Genomic DNA, 12,217 nt, shown 5'->3' on the forward strand with positions numbered 1-12,217 from the left:
CGCCGCCTCCCCCGAGGCGCCCCCGGGAGGGACGCCGCCCTGTCCCGAGCCGCTACCCCGCCTGCTTCGCGAGGCGCTGACGGCGCGCCTCGTACAGGACGATCGACGCGGCGTTGGCGGCGTTGAGGGAACTGGCGGCGCCCGTCATCGGGATGCTCAGCGTGACGTCGGCGATCTCGCGCCAGGCGTGGGACAGGCCGGTCGTCTCGTTGCCGATGAGCAACAGGACCGGGCCGGTCAGGTCGGACGCGGAGAGCTCCGCGTCGCCGTGCTCGTCCGTCGCGACCGTCCGCAGCGGGACGCCGCCGGCCCGCCGCGCCTCGACCCACGCGGCGACGTCGCGCGGCGACGCCGCCCGCACCACCGGCAGCGCGAAGAACGAGCCGGTGGAGGCGCGCACCGACCTCGGGTCGTAGGCGTCCGCCGCGTGCCCCGTCGTGACGAGGCCGTGCGCGCCGAACGCGTCCGCCGAGCGGATGATCGACCCGATGTTGCCCGGCTGGGTGGGCCGGTCGAAGACGACGCCGAGGAAGTCCTCGCCCACCGGGATCCGCTCCAGGTCGTCGGGCCGCATCGCCACGACGGCGAGGATCTCGGCCGCGCCCTCGTCCTTCTCGCTGAGCTCCGCCAGGAGTCCGGGCGCCATCGCGACGTGCTCGGCACCCGGGGTGTTCCGGAGCAGCTCGGCCGCCCAGGACGACAGGGAGCGCTCGCCGTCGTACAGCAACGCGCGGATCTCCCACCCGAACTCGGCGGCCAGGGAGATCGGCCGGACGCCCTGGACGATGAACTCCCCCGCCCGATGGCGTTTGGTCCGGTTGCTCAGCAGCGTCTGCAGCACCTGGAACCGGGCGTTGCGCGACGTGATCCGGGTGACGGGCACGGAACCTCCGGGACGGCTGGATACGGGCGGCCGGGGCGAGGTGCGCCGTCGGCCGTGCACACATCCTGCCCGACGGGGCGCCGTCGTACACGGACGGCCGCCCGTCGTACACGGCCGGCCGCCTCGCGAGGCAGGGCGCGCCCTGCCTCGCGGGGCCCCAGCCGGGCCCGTCAGGCCGGCGCCGCCGGGACCGCGACGACGCACGTGGCGCTCACCGGCACGGTGGCGTCCCCGGACGGGCGCGTCGCCTGGACGCCCCAGCGGGCGGTCTGGCCCGGGGCCAGGTTCCCGTTCCAGGACTGGCTCCACGCGGTGATCGTCTGGCCGCTCACGCGGGTCTGCCCGGGCCACGAGCTCACGTGCGCGTGACCGGCGGGCAGGGTCACGGTGGACTGCCACAGGTAGAACGCGAAGGTGGACGTGTTCGTGATCGTGACGTCCAGGACGTAGCCGCCGTCCCAGGTGCTCGTGGCGGTCACCTTCGTGGTGCAGATGCTCGGGCGGACCACGGCCGTCACCTCGGCGGAGTACGGGCCGGGGCCGGTGAGGTTCACCCCGCGCACGCGGTAGCGGTACTGCAGGCCGGCGGTGAGGCCCGTGTCGGTGTGCGACCGGCCGAACGTCTCGGTGATCCTCTCGAACGCGCCCGACGGACCGGTCGCGCGCTCGACCTCGTAGCTCGTCGCGTGCAGCGACTCGCCCCAGGTGAGCGACACGGAGGACGACGTCGTCCCCGTGACGGACAGGCTGGTGGGCGGAAGCGGCGCCCAGGTCGGCACGGGCGTGGACGTGGGCGTGGGAACGGGGGTGGAGGTGAGCGTGGGGACGGGCGTGCTCTCGGCCGCGCACCGCGTGGCGCCCGGGGCGCAGGCGTCCGCCGCCCGCGCGGGTGCCGCGGCGGTGAGCCCGGCGACGAGCATCGTGAGCGCCGCCCACAACGCGAGCAGGACGACGGCGGGACGGCGGGACGGGACGGCGGCGCGTGCGGATGTCGGGGACATGGCGCTCCTTCGCGGGGAGGACTGCCGCCCGGAGGGGGGCCGGCGCTCCCGACGCTAGGGACGACGGCGCCGCCGGTCAGGAACGCGAACCGTTTGGGAGGGTGCGTTTCACCCGGCCGGCCTGGTCTCCTGCCGCCGGCTCAGGACAGCACGCCCGTCAGGCCGAGCACGAGCCCGAGTCCCGCGCACACCAGCAGCGTCCGCAGCACGGACCACCTGACGGCGAACAGCAGGACGGCGGCGACCGCGGCGATCCCGAGGGCGGCGGGCTGAACCGTGGCCAGGTCGGGGACCTCGAGCCGGACGGGACCGGCCGACCACGACCAGGACCGGGCGAACAGGGTGTGGACCGCGAAGTAGACCGCGAGGTTGGCGATGACCCCCACGACGGCCGCGGTGATCCCGCCCAGCGCCGCGCCGATGGTCCGGTTGCCGCGCAGCCGCTCGACGTAGGGGGCGCCGAGGAAGATGAACAGGAACGACGGCACGAAGGTCACCCACGTCGTCAGGAGCGCGCCGAGCAGGGCCGCGACCCACGGGTCGAGGTCGCCGGGGTTGCGGTACGCCCCCAGGAACGCGACGAACTGGACCACCATGATCATCGGCCCCGGCGTCGTCTCGGCGAGCGCCAGGCCGCGGGTCATCTCGCCGGGCGTGACCCAGGCGTAGGTCTCCACGGCGCGCTGGGCGACGAACGCGAGCACCGCGTAGGCGCCGCCGAAGGTCACCAGGGCCGAGCCCGAGAAGAAGAGGCCCTGCTGGGCGAAGACGCTGCTCGTGCCGAAGATCAGGGTGACGGCCGCGACCGGCAGCAGCCACACCAGCACCCCGACGGCCAGGACCCGGAGGGTGTGCGCCACCGACGGGCGCTCGGCGTGCAGGGCGTCGTCGGGGATCAGCGGCTCGGGGCCGTCCGCGACGTCCTGGGAACCGGCCGAGGTGGCGATCCAGTGCGGGGCGTACCGGTGGATCAGCCAGCCGGCCACGCCGGCGCCCAGCACGACCACGGGGAAGGGGACGGCGAAGACGCTCAGCGCGACGAACGCCGCGATGGCCAGCGAGACCGCGGCCGCGCTGGTCAGGGCGCGCTTCCCGATCCTGATCACCGCCTGGACCACGATCGCCAGCACCGCCGGGGCCAGGCCCGCGAAGATCGCCGAGACCACGGTGGTGTCGCCGAACGCGACGTAGACGGCCGACAACGCCAGCAGCGCCAGCACCCCCGGGATCACGAACAGGATCCCGGCCGCGAGCCCGCCGCGGGCCCCGTTGAGCAGCCAGCCGGTGTAGATCGCGAGCTGATGGGCCTCGGGCCCGGGCAGCAGCATGCAGTAGTTCAGGGCGTGCAGGAACCGGTTCTGCCCGATCCACCGCTTCTCGTCGACAAGCGTCCGCTGCATGACGGCGATCTGCCCCGCGGGCCCGCCGAAGGTCTGCCACGAGATGGCGAACCAGGCCTTGAGCGCGGTACGGAACGGGATCAGGTCGCGTGCGCCGGGGGTGATCTGGTGCGCCATCGGATGCTCTCGTTCGAGGAAGGACAGGGGGCACGGAAGGGCGGGGCCCGGTCGGATCCCGTGCCAGGGAAAACCCTAGCGGGCGGCGGGCCTGCACCGGTCCTCCCGGGAGGCGGGCACCGGGCCGCCGGCGCCCGTGCCCGTTGCAGGAAGTTGCAACCTCCGGCCTCCGGTTCGTGCGAACGTGCACGCCCGGATCCGCAGCACAGGGCTGCCGGCCGATCAACAAGGAGTGTCGAAGATGGCATTGCAACGACGCCTGGTCACCATGCTCGTCGCCGGAGGGCTCGTCGCCTCCGGCTCGCTGCTCGGGGCGGCGCCGGCAGCGGCTTGGGAGACGCTGGGCAAGGCGTGCGTCGGCGAGAAGGTCCGCCGCTGCGCCGAGATCCGCCAGAACTCGACCGGCACGGTCTACGTCCGCGCGGCGGTCGCCGACGAGGGCGCGGGCGACTGGGTGGTGCGCGCCCGGGAGATCCAGCTGTACTTCGCCCGCGACTGGACGAACCCCCCGTCCGCGGGACTCCTCTACGACAAGGAGTACACCGGCGCCTACGAGGACTACCACCACGACCTGGCGACCCCGGCGGTGGACTTCGCCTGCGGGACCGAGGTGTCCGCCGTCGCCACCCTGCAGTGGAAGGCCAAGTCGGGCGGGGACGTGAGCACCGGGAAGGTCAGCGTCACGCGCGTGGTCTGCTGACCGGCGCCGCCTGACCGCGGCGTGGTGGCCCCGGGCGGGACACCACGCCGCAGGCCGGCCCGGCCGCACGGTCGCGCCGGGCCGCCGGCCCGGTTCCTCGCCCGGAATGCCGCGCCGCCGTCCCGTGTTGTCGCCCGGCGTGAGCGAACCTCTGAAGATCGACATCTGGTCCGACGTCGCGTGCCCCTGGTGCTACATCGGCAAGCGCCGGCTCGAGGCCGCGCTGGAGCGGATGACGGAGCGCGACGGCGTCCGGCCGGACGTGAGCATCGAGTACCACTCGTTCGAGCTGTCCCCCGACACGCCGGTCGACTTCGAGGGCACCGCGACCGAGTTCCTCGCCGGCCACAAGGGCATCCCCCTGGCCCAGGCCCAGCAGATGCAGGACCAGGTGACCCAGCTCGCGGCGGCGGAGGGCGTCGAGTTCCGCACCGACCGCGTGCGGCACACCAAGACCCTCCGGGCGCACGAGCTGCTGCACCTGGCCAAGCAGCACGGCAGGCAGTACGAGATGAAGGAACGCCTGCTGGCGGCCTACTTCACGGAGGGCCGCCACGTCGGCCACGCGACGGACCTCGCCGACCTGGCCGCCGAGGTGGGCCTCGACCGCGACGAGGTCCTGACGGCCCTCGGATCCGGCAGGTTCGCCGACGACGTCGCCGCCGACATGGCCCAGGCCCGCGCCTACGGCATCAACGGCGTCCCGTTCTACGTCCTGGACGGCCGCTACGGCATCTCGGGCGCCCAGGACCCGGCGGTCTTCGTCCAGGCGATCGACGAGGCGATCCGGACGCGCGAGACGGAGCCGGCCGATGTCTGACGACGCGCGCAAGCCCGCCGGCACGTCCCCCGGCGTCGTGCCCGGCCGGCCCGCCACGGCCGCCGCGCCGTCGTCGGCCGTCCCGGTCCTGGCGATGCTCGCCGACGACGGCGCCGCGTGCGCCGACGGCGTCTGCGCCGTCCCGGACCCGGCCTCCCGCTGAACCGGCTACGCGGCTACTTCCTGGGCTTCGGCTTCTTCGGTGGTTTCGACGCCGCGAGGTCCACGGCGGGCACAACCCAGGCGTCGAGGGCGTCGGTGTCGGGGACGTCGGCCTCGGGCACGATGACGACGGCGCCCATCGTGCGCTCGCCCATCCTCATCGGCCGGGCGCCGCGCACCAGGGCGTCGTCGTACCCGTCCTTGCCGACGTAGACCAGCAGGCCGTCGCTCCCGACGCCGACCGCCATGTGCGTGTTGACCGTCCAGCAGAGCCCGCCGAACATCGAGATCTCGCGGTACTCGCCGCGAGCGCCGACGGCCTCACGGACCCGGGCGGCGAACTCCTCGTCGTAGGCCATACGACCATGGTGCCGCGCCCGGGCCCCTCACCGCGCGTCGTTCACCACAGGCCGCGCTTGCGGCGCCTGCTGCTCCCCCAGGTTCGCTTGAAGAGATTCATGCTGCGGCCCTTGGTGGTGCTGCCCCACAGGCCCCGGTTCCAGCTCCTCGCACGGGACTTCCTGCCCCACAGACCAGCCATCGGTGATCCCCTCGTAGACGGACGGAGGTCGAGGCTACGCAGGCCTCCCGGCCGGGCACATCACACCCCGGTGTTGCGGTGACGGTCCCGACGATGTCCTGGCCGGCGTCGGGCGCCAAAAAGCGTGTACAGGCGCGGCGGCGGCTCCCTACGCTCCGGACATGGATCTGCGCGACGAGCTTCCGAGCGACCGGCACACCGTGCGGGACCTCCACCTGGCGGCGTTCGGCGACCACGGGCGGGTCGTGGCCGATCTGACCGACGACCTGCGGGACACCGGCGCGCCCGTTCTCTCGGTGGTCGCCGACCAGGACGGGCAGGTCGCCGGGCACGTCATGGTCACGCGCGGCCTGCTCGACGCGCCCCGGCGGCTCGTCGAGGTCGGCGTGCTCAGCCCGCTGGCCGTGCTGCCCGCGCTCCAGAGGCGCGGCCTCGGCGCGGCGCTGGTCCGGCACGGGCTGGCGGACCTTGCCGAGCGGGGCGTTCCCCTCGTCTTCCTGGAGGGCGACCCGGGCTACTACTCGCGCCTCGGGTTCACGCCCGGCGGCGACCTGGGCTTCCGGAAGCCCTCGCTGCGCATCCCGGACGGCGCCTTCCAGGTGGTCACGCTCCCGGCGTACGAACCGTGGATGACGGGGACGCTCGTCTACGCCGAGCCGTTCTGGCGGCACGACGCCGTCGGCCTCCGCGATCCGCACGCCTAGGGCCGCGACCGGGCGATGAGTTGCGGCAGGGTCCGTCGTCCGCCCTGTCATGGGACACCCGGCTGTTCGCGGACCCGCCGCCGCAGCCGGACCCGCCGTTCCCGCCCGCGCACGGCCGGGCGCTCGCCGAGGCCGGATCCCGGCCCGACGTTCCGCTGTGGACGACGCGCCCGGCGAGACACCTGCGCCTTGGTTAGCATCGAAGGGAAGGCTGCTGAGCTCCTCCGCAGCAGCTGCTGACCTGAACGCATGCGGGCGCCCGCTGTCCGGGGCCGCCGGCCTTCGAGAGGTGGCAATGCTCGGAAATCAGTACGTGGAGGCCTACCACCGGCTGACGAAAGAGGCCAACGACGCCGGGCTGATGCGCCGTCGCTACGGCTTCTACTGGACCATGATGCCCCTCTGGGCACTGGCCGCGGCGGGCATCCTGGCGGGCGTGGTCCTGCTGGGCGACACCTGGTGGCAGCTCGTCCTGGCGGCCCTGCTCGGCGTGGTGATGTCTCAGCTCGCGTTCCTCGGGCACGAAGCGGCCCACCAGCAGATCTTCGCGTCCCAGAGCTGGAACGAGTGGACGGCCCGGATCATCGTCGGCCTGGTCAACGGACTCAGCTACGGCTGGTGGGTGGACAAGCACGGCCGGCATCACGCGAACCCGAACAAGGAGCGCGAGGACCCCGACGTCGAGTCCACCGTGCTGTCGTTCACGCCCGACAGCACCGACCGGCGCACCGGGCTCGCCGCACGTCTCGCCAGGTACCAGGGCTACTACTTCCTGCCGCTGCTGCTCTTCGAGGGATTCTCCCTGCACGTCAGCTCGGTCAGGACGATCCTCACCGGCAGGGACGTCGCGCACCGGTGGACCGAGATCGTCTTCGTCGGCATCCGGGTGGTCGGCTACCTGGCGTTCCTGTTCGTCGTCCTGCCACCCGGAAAGGCGGCCGCCTTCGTGGCCGTGCAGGTCGCGGTCTTCGGGTTCCTGCTGGGCGGCGCGTTCTCCCCGAACCACATCGGGATGCCCACCGTGCCGCACGACGCCGACATCGACTTCCTGCGCCGTCAGGTGCACATGTCGCGCAACGTCCGTGGCGGGCCGGTGGTGCACTTCCTGATGGGCGGCCTGGAGTACCAGGTGGAGCACCACCTGTTCCCCATGGCGCCGCGCCCGAACCTGCCCGCCGTGCAACGGCTGGTGCGCTCGCACTGCGCCGGCAACGGCATCCCCTACACGGAGACGTCGCTCCCCGGGGCGTTCCGGACGATCATCGCCTACCTCAACCAGGTCGGGCTGAGGAACCGCGACCCGTACACCTGCCCGCTGGTTCGCCGGTACCGCGGCTGAGGCCTGGAGGACGCATGAAGCCCACCATCAACCCCGACACCTGCATCGCCTCGGCCAACTGCAGCCGGACCGCGCCCCGGGTCTTCGCGAATCTCGAGGAGAACGACGGGTTCGTCAGCATCATCGACGAGAACCCGCCCGAATCGGAGTGGCCGGCCGTGCGGGCGGCCGAGGAGCAGTGCCCGTCGGGGACGATCCACATCGAGAAGGACGCCGGGGCAGCGGCCGGGGGTTGAGGCGGCTCCGGGCCCGGGTCAGGCAGGCCCGGAGCGTCAGAGGGATCAGGTCCAGGCGCTGACCGTCAGGTAGAGGTTCCAGCGCCACACGTTCGGCGCGACCGACACGTACTGGCAGATGTAGCCGTTGTAGGTGCTGCTCTGCGCGTCGAGGTTCGCGCCCTTGACCTCACACGCGGAGCTGCTGGTCTCCTGGCTGACCCACGACTGCGTGGTCACCCCCCACACCATCGGCACCGTCTGGGTCGTCGTGACCGTCTCGTACCAGTAGACACGCAGGGTGTACACGGTGTCGTAGCCGGTCCACCGGGAGGTGCAGGTGTAGTCGGTCCACGGGTCCGTCTGCACGTACTGGTAGCCGGTCCGGCCGCACCACTCACCGGTTCCCTCGCCGACGACCATCGTGTCGCGCGTGACCTTCTGCGTGGTCGTCACGGTCTTGGTCGGCACGGGCCCGGACGGCTGCGGCGCCGGCGCGGCCGCCGCCGGTCCCGCGAAGGCGACGGCGGCCACCATCAGCCCTGCGGCCAGGGTGAGGGACTTGCTCATGAACGAACGCATCAAGGGGGTCCTCCTTCGTGAGGTGCACGACGACGTCGTGCGAGATCTCGGACCGAGGAACCCGGGACGGGTTCGCCGGACCGCAACCGTCAGGGCGAGCACAACCCTCCAACAAGGACGAATAAGCGTTTCACCAGCGGTTTCACCCACCACGACACCGGGGCTGCCGGGCCATGCGCCGTAGTGCGCCCGGCGGCGACGGGGTGCGAACGGTGTGCCGAAATGCAGGCCCCTTCTCCAGCAGGCGCGCTCGTCCTCGTCCCGACAAATCGCCCCACCGAATGCCCAGGGCGCCACAGAACCCTCCGGCCATCGCGGGAGTCCTGCGGGCCGAGCCCCTGCGCCGCATAAAACCACAGGTCAGAGCACGTGTAACGGACGAGTCGGTCTGTACGCCGGGTTCTGTTCCCGTGCCGGGTTGCCCTGGCGCGGGTGACGGTCATCCATCTAGGCCCAGCGTTGCCGCTGGGCTCGAGCGGTCTACCCGGGAGCTCGGGCGAGCAGCCCTCGAGCACTCCCTGTCTGACCTTGCTCCGGGTGGGGTTTACCTAGCCGCCCCTGTCACCAGGGGCGCTGGTGGTCTCTTACACCGCCGTTTCACCCTTACCGACGCCGGTCTCCCGGCGCAGGCGGTCTGTTTTCTGTGGCACTGTCCCGCGGGTCACCCCGGGTGGCCGTTAGCCACCACCCTGCTCTACGGAGCCCGGACGTTCCTCGCCCCCGGGAATCCCGGGGCCGCGACCGTCCGACCGACTCGTCCGCGCAGGCCAGCCTACCTCCTCCAAGCCAAGGCGGCGTCAGTAGCAGTTCGAATCCATTCGAAACCCGCTTTCGGGGGTCTGAAGTTCTACTGAGGCCAAGTTCAATGTGGGGTTCGGTGGCGTGAACGTCCTGACGGTCGGGGTGTCAGACCTCTACGCGGTAGCCCAGCTTCAGCTCGTCGCCGGACATCCCTCGGATGCCCCAGTTCTCCCGCGGGCTCTCCCGGATCACCAGCTCCAGGTCGTCGGCCGCCAGGCCGAGTCCCGGCGCGACGTCGTCGTACATCGCCCTGATCAGCTCCCGCTTGGCCTCGCGCGTGCGGCCCTCGAAGCAGTCGATCTCCACGATCAGGTAGGCGTCGGAGCGCGGGGCGACCAGGTCGCCGTCGTCCAGCCAGCAGAAGCGGTGGAACCGCTTGTCCTCGGGGATGCGCCACGCGCCGACGAGCGCCGCGTGCACGGCGTCGGAGAGCTCGTCCCTCCGCGAGCGCCACGCGGACCGGTTCCCGTACACCTTGACCTGCACCATGACCGAAACCCTACTGGTGCGGCCCGCTCACGGGCCCCGGTGGACGCAAGCACCTGAGCCGGACCCGCCCGGCACCGCCCGGCGGACGATGCACGGCCGGACCACCGACGACGCACCACGGACCACGCGCCACGCGCCACGCGCTACGAGCTACGAGCTACGGGGCCACAGGGCCACAGGGCCACGGACAGACCACAGACCACACGAGACCCACGGCAACCGCCCCCGTAAACTCGTCCGGTGCTTCTCCTCCTCCCGCCGTCCAAGGGCAAGACGCCCGCGGCCGACGGCGCCGCGCCCGTGGACCTCTCCGCGCTCGCGCATCCTGGCCTGACCGCCCACCGCCGTCAGGTACTCGACGCGCTCGCCGCGGTCTCCGTGCGCGACGACGCCGCGGACCTCCTCGGCGTCAGCCCCAATCTCGCCGACGACGTCGCCCGCAACGCCCACCTCAAGGACGCCCCCGCGGGCCCGGCCGCCACGGTCTACACCGGCGTCCTGTACGCCGCCGCCGGCCTCGCGACCCTGCCCGCCGACGCCGCCGAGCGCGCCGCCCGGACGGTCCGCATCTTCTCCGGCCTGTGGGGCGCGGTCGCGCCCGGCGACCACATCCCCCCGTACCGCCTGTCGATGGGGGTGTCGCTGCCCGACGTCGGCCCGCTGGCGAAGTCCTGGCAGCCCCACCTCGCCGCCGAGCTGGGGCCGCGGGCCATGGGCGACGTCGTCGTCGACTGCCGTTCCGCGACGTACGTCGCGGCCTGGAAACCCGCCACGACCGGGGACGACGCCGCCGAGTGGGTCACGGTCCGCGTGGTCCGTGAGACGGCCGGCAAGCGTGCGGTGGTCTCCCACAACGCCAAGCACACCCGCGGCGTCCTGGCGGGCCACCTGCTGCGCCGCCCCGCGGAACCGACGTCGGCCGCGGAGGTCCTGGAGGCTGCCCGCGAACTGCTGAACCAGGTCATCCTCACGGAGATCACGACAGGCAACACCCAGACCCTGATCGAGGCCACCCTCACCCCGGCGAAATCCCGCGGCCCGCAGACCCTGGAACTCGTCCTGGCCTGATCCGGCCCCGCCGCGGCGAGCCCACCACGAGGTTCACGTGCGACCACGAGCTTCCCGACGCATCGGCCGAGTGCGGCAACGGAAACCTCGTGGTCGCCCACCGGACCTCGTTGCCGAACCAGGACCCCGCCGCCGAGCCCGAACCTCGTTGCCGGGACGAGATCTCCTGGCCAGGCTGCAGCCTTGCAGCCGCGCCAGGCCTCGTCGTCGAGCCAGAACCTCGTTGCCGAGCCGGAACCTCGTTGGCGGGACGAGATCTCCTAGCCGGGCCGCAGCCTTGCGGCCGCACGAGGCCTCGTCGTCGAGCCAGAACGTCGCGGCCGGGGCGCCTGGCGTAGGCTCGCCGTCGTGAGCAGTGCGCCTACGCTGGCCGACGTCGTCGGCGTCCTCGAGTCGTTGTACCCGCCCTCGACGGCGGAGGGGTGGGATGCCGTCGGGCTCGTGGCCGGGGATCCCGGGGCCGAGGTGCGCAAGGTGCTGTTCGCCGTCGATCCCGTGGCCGACGTCGTCGACGAGGCGCTCGAGTGGGGCGCCGACCTGCTCGTCACGCATCACCCGTTGTTCCTGCGCGGCGTGCACTCCGTGGCCGCCACCACGTTCAAGGGGTCCGTGGTGCACCGGCTCGTCACGTCGGGCTGCGCGCTGCACGTCGCGCACACCAACGCCGACTCCGCCCCGCGCGGCGTCGCCGACGCGCTCGCGGATCTCGTCGGGATCACCGACCGCCGTCCGCTCGTCGCCAGGGCCGCCGCCGGCGACGCGTCCGGCTCCTCCGGGGCCGCCAGCGGCGGCGCGCCCGGTTCCAGAGCCGTCGTCGGCGGCGCGCTCCGTTCCAGGGCCGCCGTCGGCGGTAACGCGCCCGGTTCCAGGGCCGACGACGCCGCGATCGGCATCGGCCGCGTCGGCACCCTCGCCGAGCCCGTCACGCTGCGCGAGTTCGCCGGGCGCGTCCGGGACGTCCTGCCCGCGACCGCCCAGGGCATCCGGTTCTCCGGCGACCCGGACGCGCTGGTCCGCACGGCCGCCGTCGTCGGCGGATCCGGCGACTCGTTGTTCGACGACGTCCGCGCGGCCGGCGTCGACGTGTACGTGACGTCCGACCTGCGGCACCACCCCGCGTCCGAGCTGCGCGAACGCGCGGCCTTCGAAGCGAGCACAGCCGGACGCCCGCGCCGCCCGGACCGCCCCGGCACCCCCTTCCTCGTCGACACCGCGCACTACGCCAGCGAGTGGCCCTGGCTCCGGTACGCCGCCGAGGATCTCGCGGCCGGGCTCGGCTCGGCCGGGCTGCCGCCCGTGCGCACACGTATCAGCGAGGTCGTCACGGACCCCTGGACCGGCGTGGCGCGGTAGCGTGTCTCGGACCGGTACGACCCTGGCGAGAGGAACCCGCAC

At 72.7% G+C, this 12,217-nt stretch carries 14 protein-coding genes and 1 other RNA gene; 8 read left to right on the forward strand and 7 right to left on the reverse strand.

Translation table 11 applies throughout. The annotated features are described in order from the left end of the window. Window positions 1–52: 52 nt before the first annotated feature. The 3 genes from ABD208_RS13430 to chrA form a co-directional block, all read right to left on the reverse strand. Window positions 53–883, reverse strand: coding sequence for a TrmH family RNA methyltransferase (locus ABD208_RS13430; RefSeq protein WP_344103670.1), 831 nt, complete (start codon window positions 881–883; stop codon window positions 53–55). A 170-nt stretch (window positions 884–1,053) separates the two neighbouring features. Then, window positions 1,054–1,884: a cellulose binding domain-containing protein gene (locus ABD208_RS13435; protein ID WP_344103672.1), complete on the reverse strand. Its 831-nt coding sequence runs from the start codon at window positions 1,882–1,884 to the stop codon at window positions 1,054–1,056. A gap of 140 nt (window positions 1,885–2,024) precedes the next feature. Further along, window positions 2,025–3,401, reverse strand: a complete 1,377-nt coding sequence (gene chrA / locus ABD208_RS13440; protein WP_344103675.1) for a chromate efflux transporter — start codon at window positions 3,399–3,401, stop codon at window positions 2,025–2,027. A 241-nt stretch (window positions 3,402–3,642) separates the two neighbouring features. On the opposite strand from chrA, the gene ABD208_RS13445 reads away from it, so the two are divergent. The 3 genes from ABD208_RS13445 (at window position 3,643) to ABD208_RS13455 (ending at window position 5,084) form a co-directional block, all read left to right on the forward strand. Beyond that, window positions 3,643–4,101: a hypothetical protein gene (locus tag ABD208_RS13445; RefSeq protein ID WP_344103677.1), complete on the forward strand. Its 459-nt coding sequence runs from the start codon at window positions 3,643–3,645 to the stop codon at window positions 4,099–4,101. A gap of 139 nt (window positions 4,102–4,240) precedes the next feature. Beyond that, the gene (locus ABD208_RS13450) at window positions 4,241–4,921 is read left to right on the forward strand and encodes a DsbA family oxidoreductase (RefSeq protein ID WP_344103680.1); all 681 of its coding nucleotides are present in this window, start codon (window positions 4,241–4,243) and stop codon (window positions 4,919–4,921) included. Then, window positions 4,914–5,084 (forward strand): hypothetical protein, encoded by a 171-nt coding sequence (locus tag ABD208_RS13455; protein ID WP_344103682.1) that lies wholly within the window; start codon window positions 4,914–4,916, stop codon window positions 5,082–5,084. The genes ABD208_RS13450 and ABD208_RS13455 overlap by 8 nt, the downstream gene beginning before the upstream one ends. Window positions 5,085–5,097: 13 nt before the next feature. Here ABD208_RS13455 and ABD208_RS13460 read toward each other — a convergent pair whose 3' ends face one another. Next, window positions 5,098–5,442 (reverse strand): TfoX/Sxy family protein, encoded by a 345-nt coding sequence (locus ABD208_RS13460; RefSeq protein ID WP_344103684.1) that lies wholly within the window; start codon window positions 5,440–5,442, stop codon window positions 5,098–5,100. Between the two features lie 343 nt (window positions 5,443–5,785). On the opposite strand from ABD208_RS13460, the gene ABD208_RS13465 reads away from it, so the two are divergent. The 3 genes from ABD208_RS13465 (at window position 5,786) to ABD208_RS13475 (ending at window position 7,903) form a co-directional block, all read left to right on the forward strand. Beyond that, entirely contained in the window at window positions 5,786–6,328 is a 543-nt protein-coding gene (locus ABD208_RS13465; RefSeq protein ID WP_344103686.1) for a GNAT family N-acetyltransferase, read from the forward strand. Between the two features lie 295 nt (window positions 6,329–6,623). After that, window positions 6,624–7,667, forward strand: coding sequence for a fatty acid desaturase family protein (locus ABD208_RS13470; RefSeq protein WP_344103688.1), 1,044 nt, complete (start codon window positions 6,624–6,626; stop codon window positions 7,665–7,667). 14 nt (window positions 7,668–7,681) lie between these two features. Continuing rightward, window positions 7,682–7,903, forward strand: coding sequence for a ferredoxin (locus ABD208_RS13475; RefSeq protein WP_344103690.1), 222 nt, complete (start codon window positions 7,682–7,684; stop codon window positions 7,901–7,903). Between the two features lie 45 nt (window positions 7,904–7,948). Here the strand turns inward: ABD208_RS13475 and ABD208_RS13480 are convergent, their stop codons facing one another. The 3 genes from ABD208_RS13480 to ABD208_RS13490 form a co-directional block, all read right to left on the reverse strand. Continuing rightward, entirely contained in the window at window positions 7,949–8,464 is a 516-nt protein-coding gene (locus tag ABD208_RS13480; protein ID WP_344103693.1) for a hypothetical protein, read from the reverse strand. Between the two features lie 375 nt (window positions 8,465–8,839). After that, an RNA gene (rnpB, locus tag ABD208_RS13485) (RNase P RNA component class A) lies at window positions 8,840–9,221 on the reverse strand. Between the two features lie 149 nt (window positions 9,222–9,370). Then, window positions 9,371–9,754, reverse strand: a complete 384-nt coding sequence (locus tag ABD208_RS13490; protein ID WP_344103695.1) for a tautomerase family protein — start codon at window positions 9,752–9,754, stop codon at window positions 9,371–9,373. Between the two features lie 240 nt (window positions 9,755–9,994). Between ABD208_RS13490 and ABD208_RS13495 the strand changes: the two genes are divergently transcribed. Together ABD208_RS13495 and ABD208_RS13500 are read left to right on the forward strand one after the other, a co-directional pair. Next, window positions 9,995–10,822 carry a YaaA family protein gene (locus ABD208_RS13495; protein ID WP_344103697.1) on the forward strand — a complete coding sequence of 276 codons (828 nt, stop codon included), beginning with the start codon at window positions 9,995–9,997 and terminating at the stop codon, window positions 10,820–10,822. A gap of 348 nt (window positions 10,823–11,170) precedes the next feature. Beyond that, window positions 11,171–12,175 carry a Nif3-like dinuclear metal center hexameric protein gene (locus ABD208_RS13500; RefSeq protein WP_344103699.1) on the forward strand — a complete coding sequence of 335 codons (1,005 nt, stop codon included), beginning with the start codon at window positions 11,171–11,173 and terminating at the stop codon, window positions 12,173–12,175. Window positions 12,176–12,217 lie beyond the last annotated feature (42 nt).

This window comes from Myceligenerans crystallogenes, from assembly GCF_039529775.1.
GTDB lineage: Bacteria > Actinomycetota > Actinomycetes > Actinomycetales > Cellulomonadaceae > Myceligenerans > Myceligenerans crystallogenes.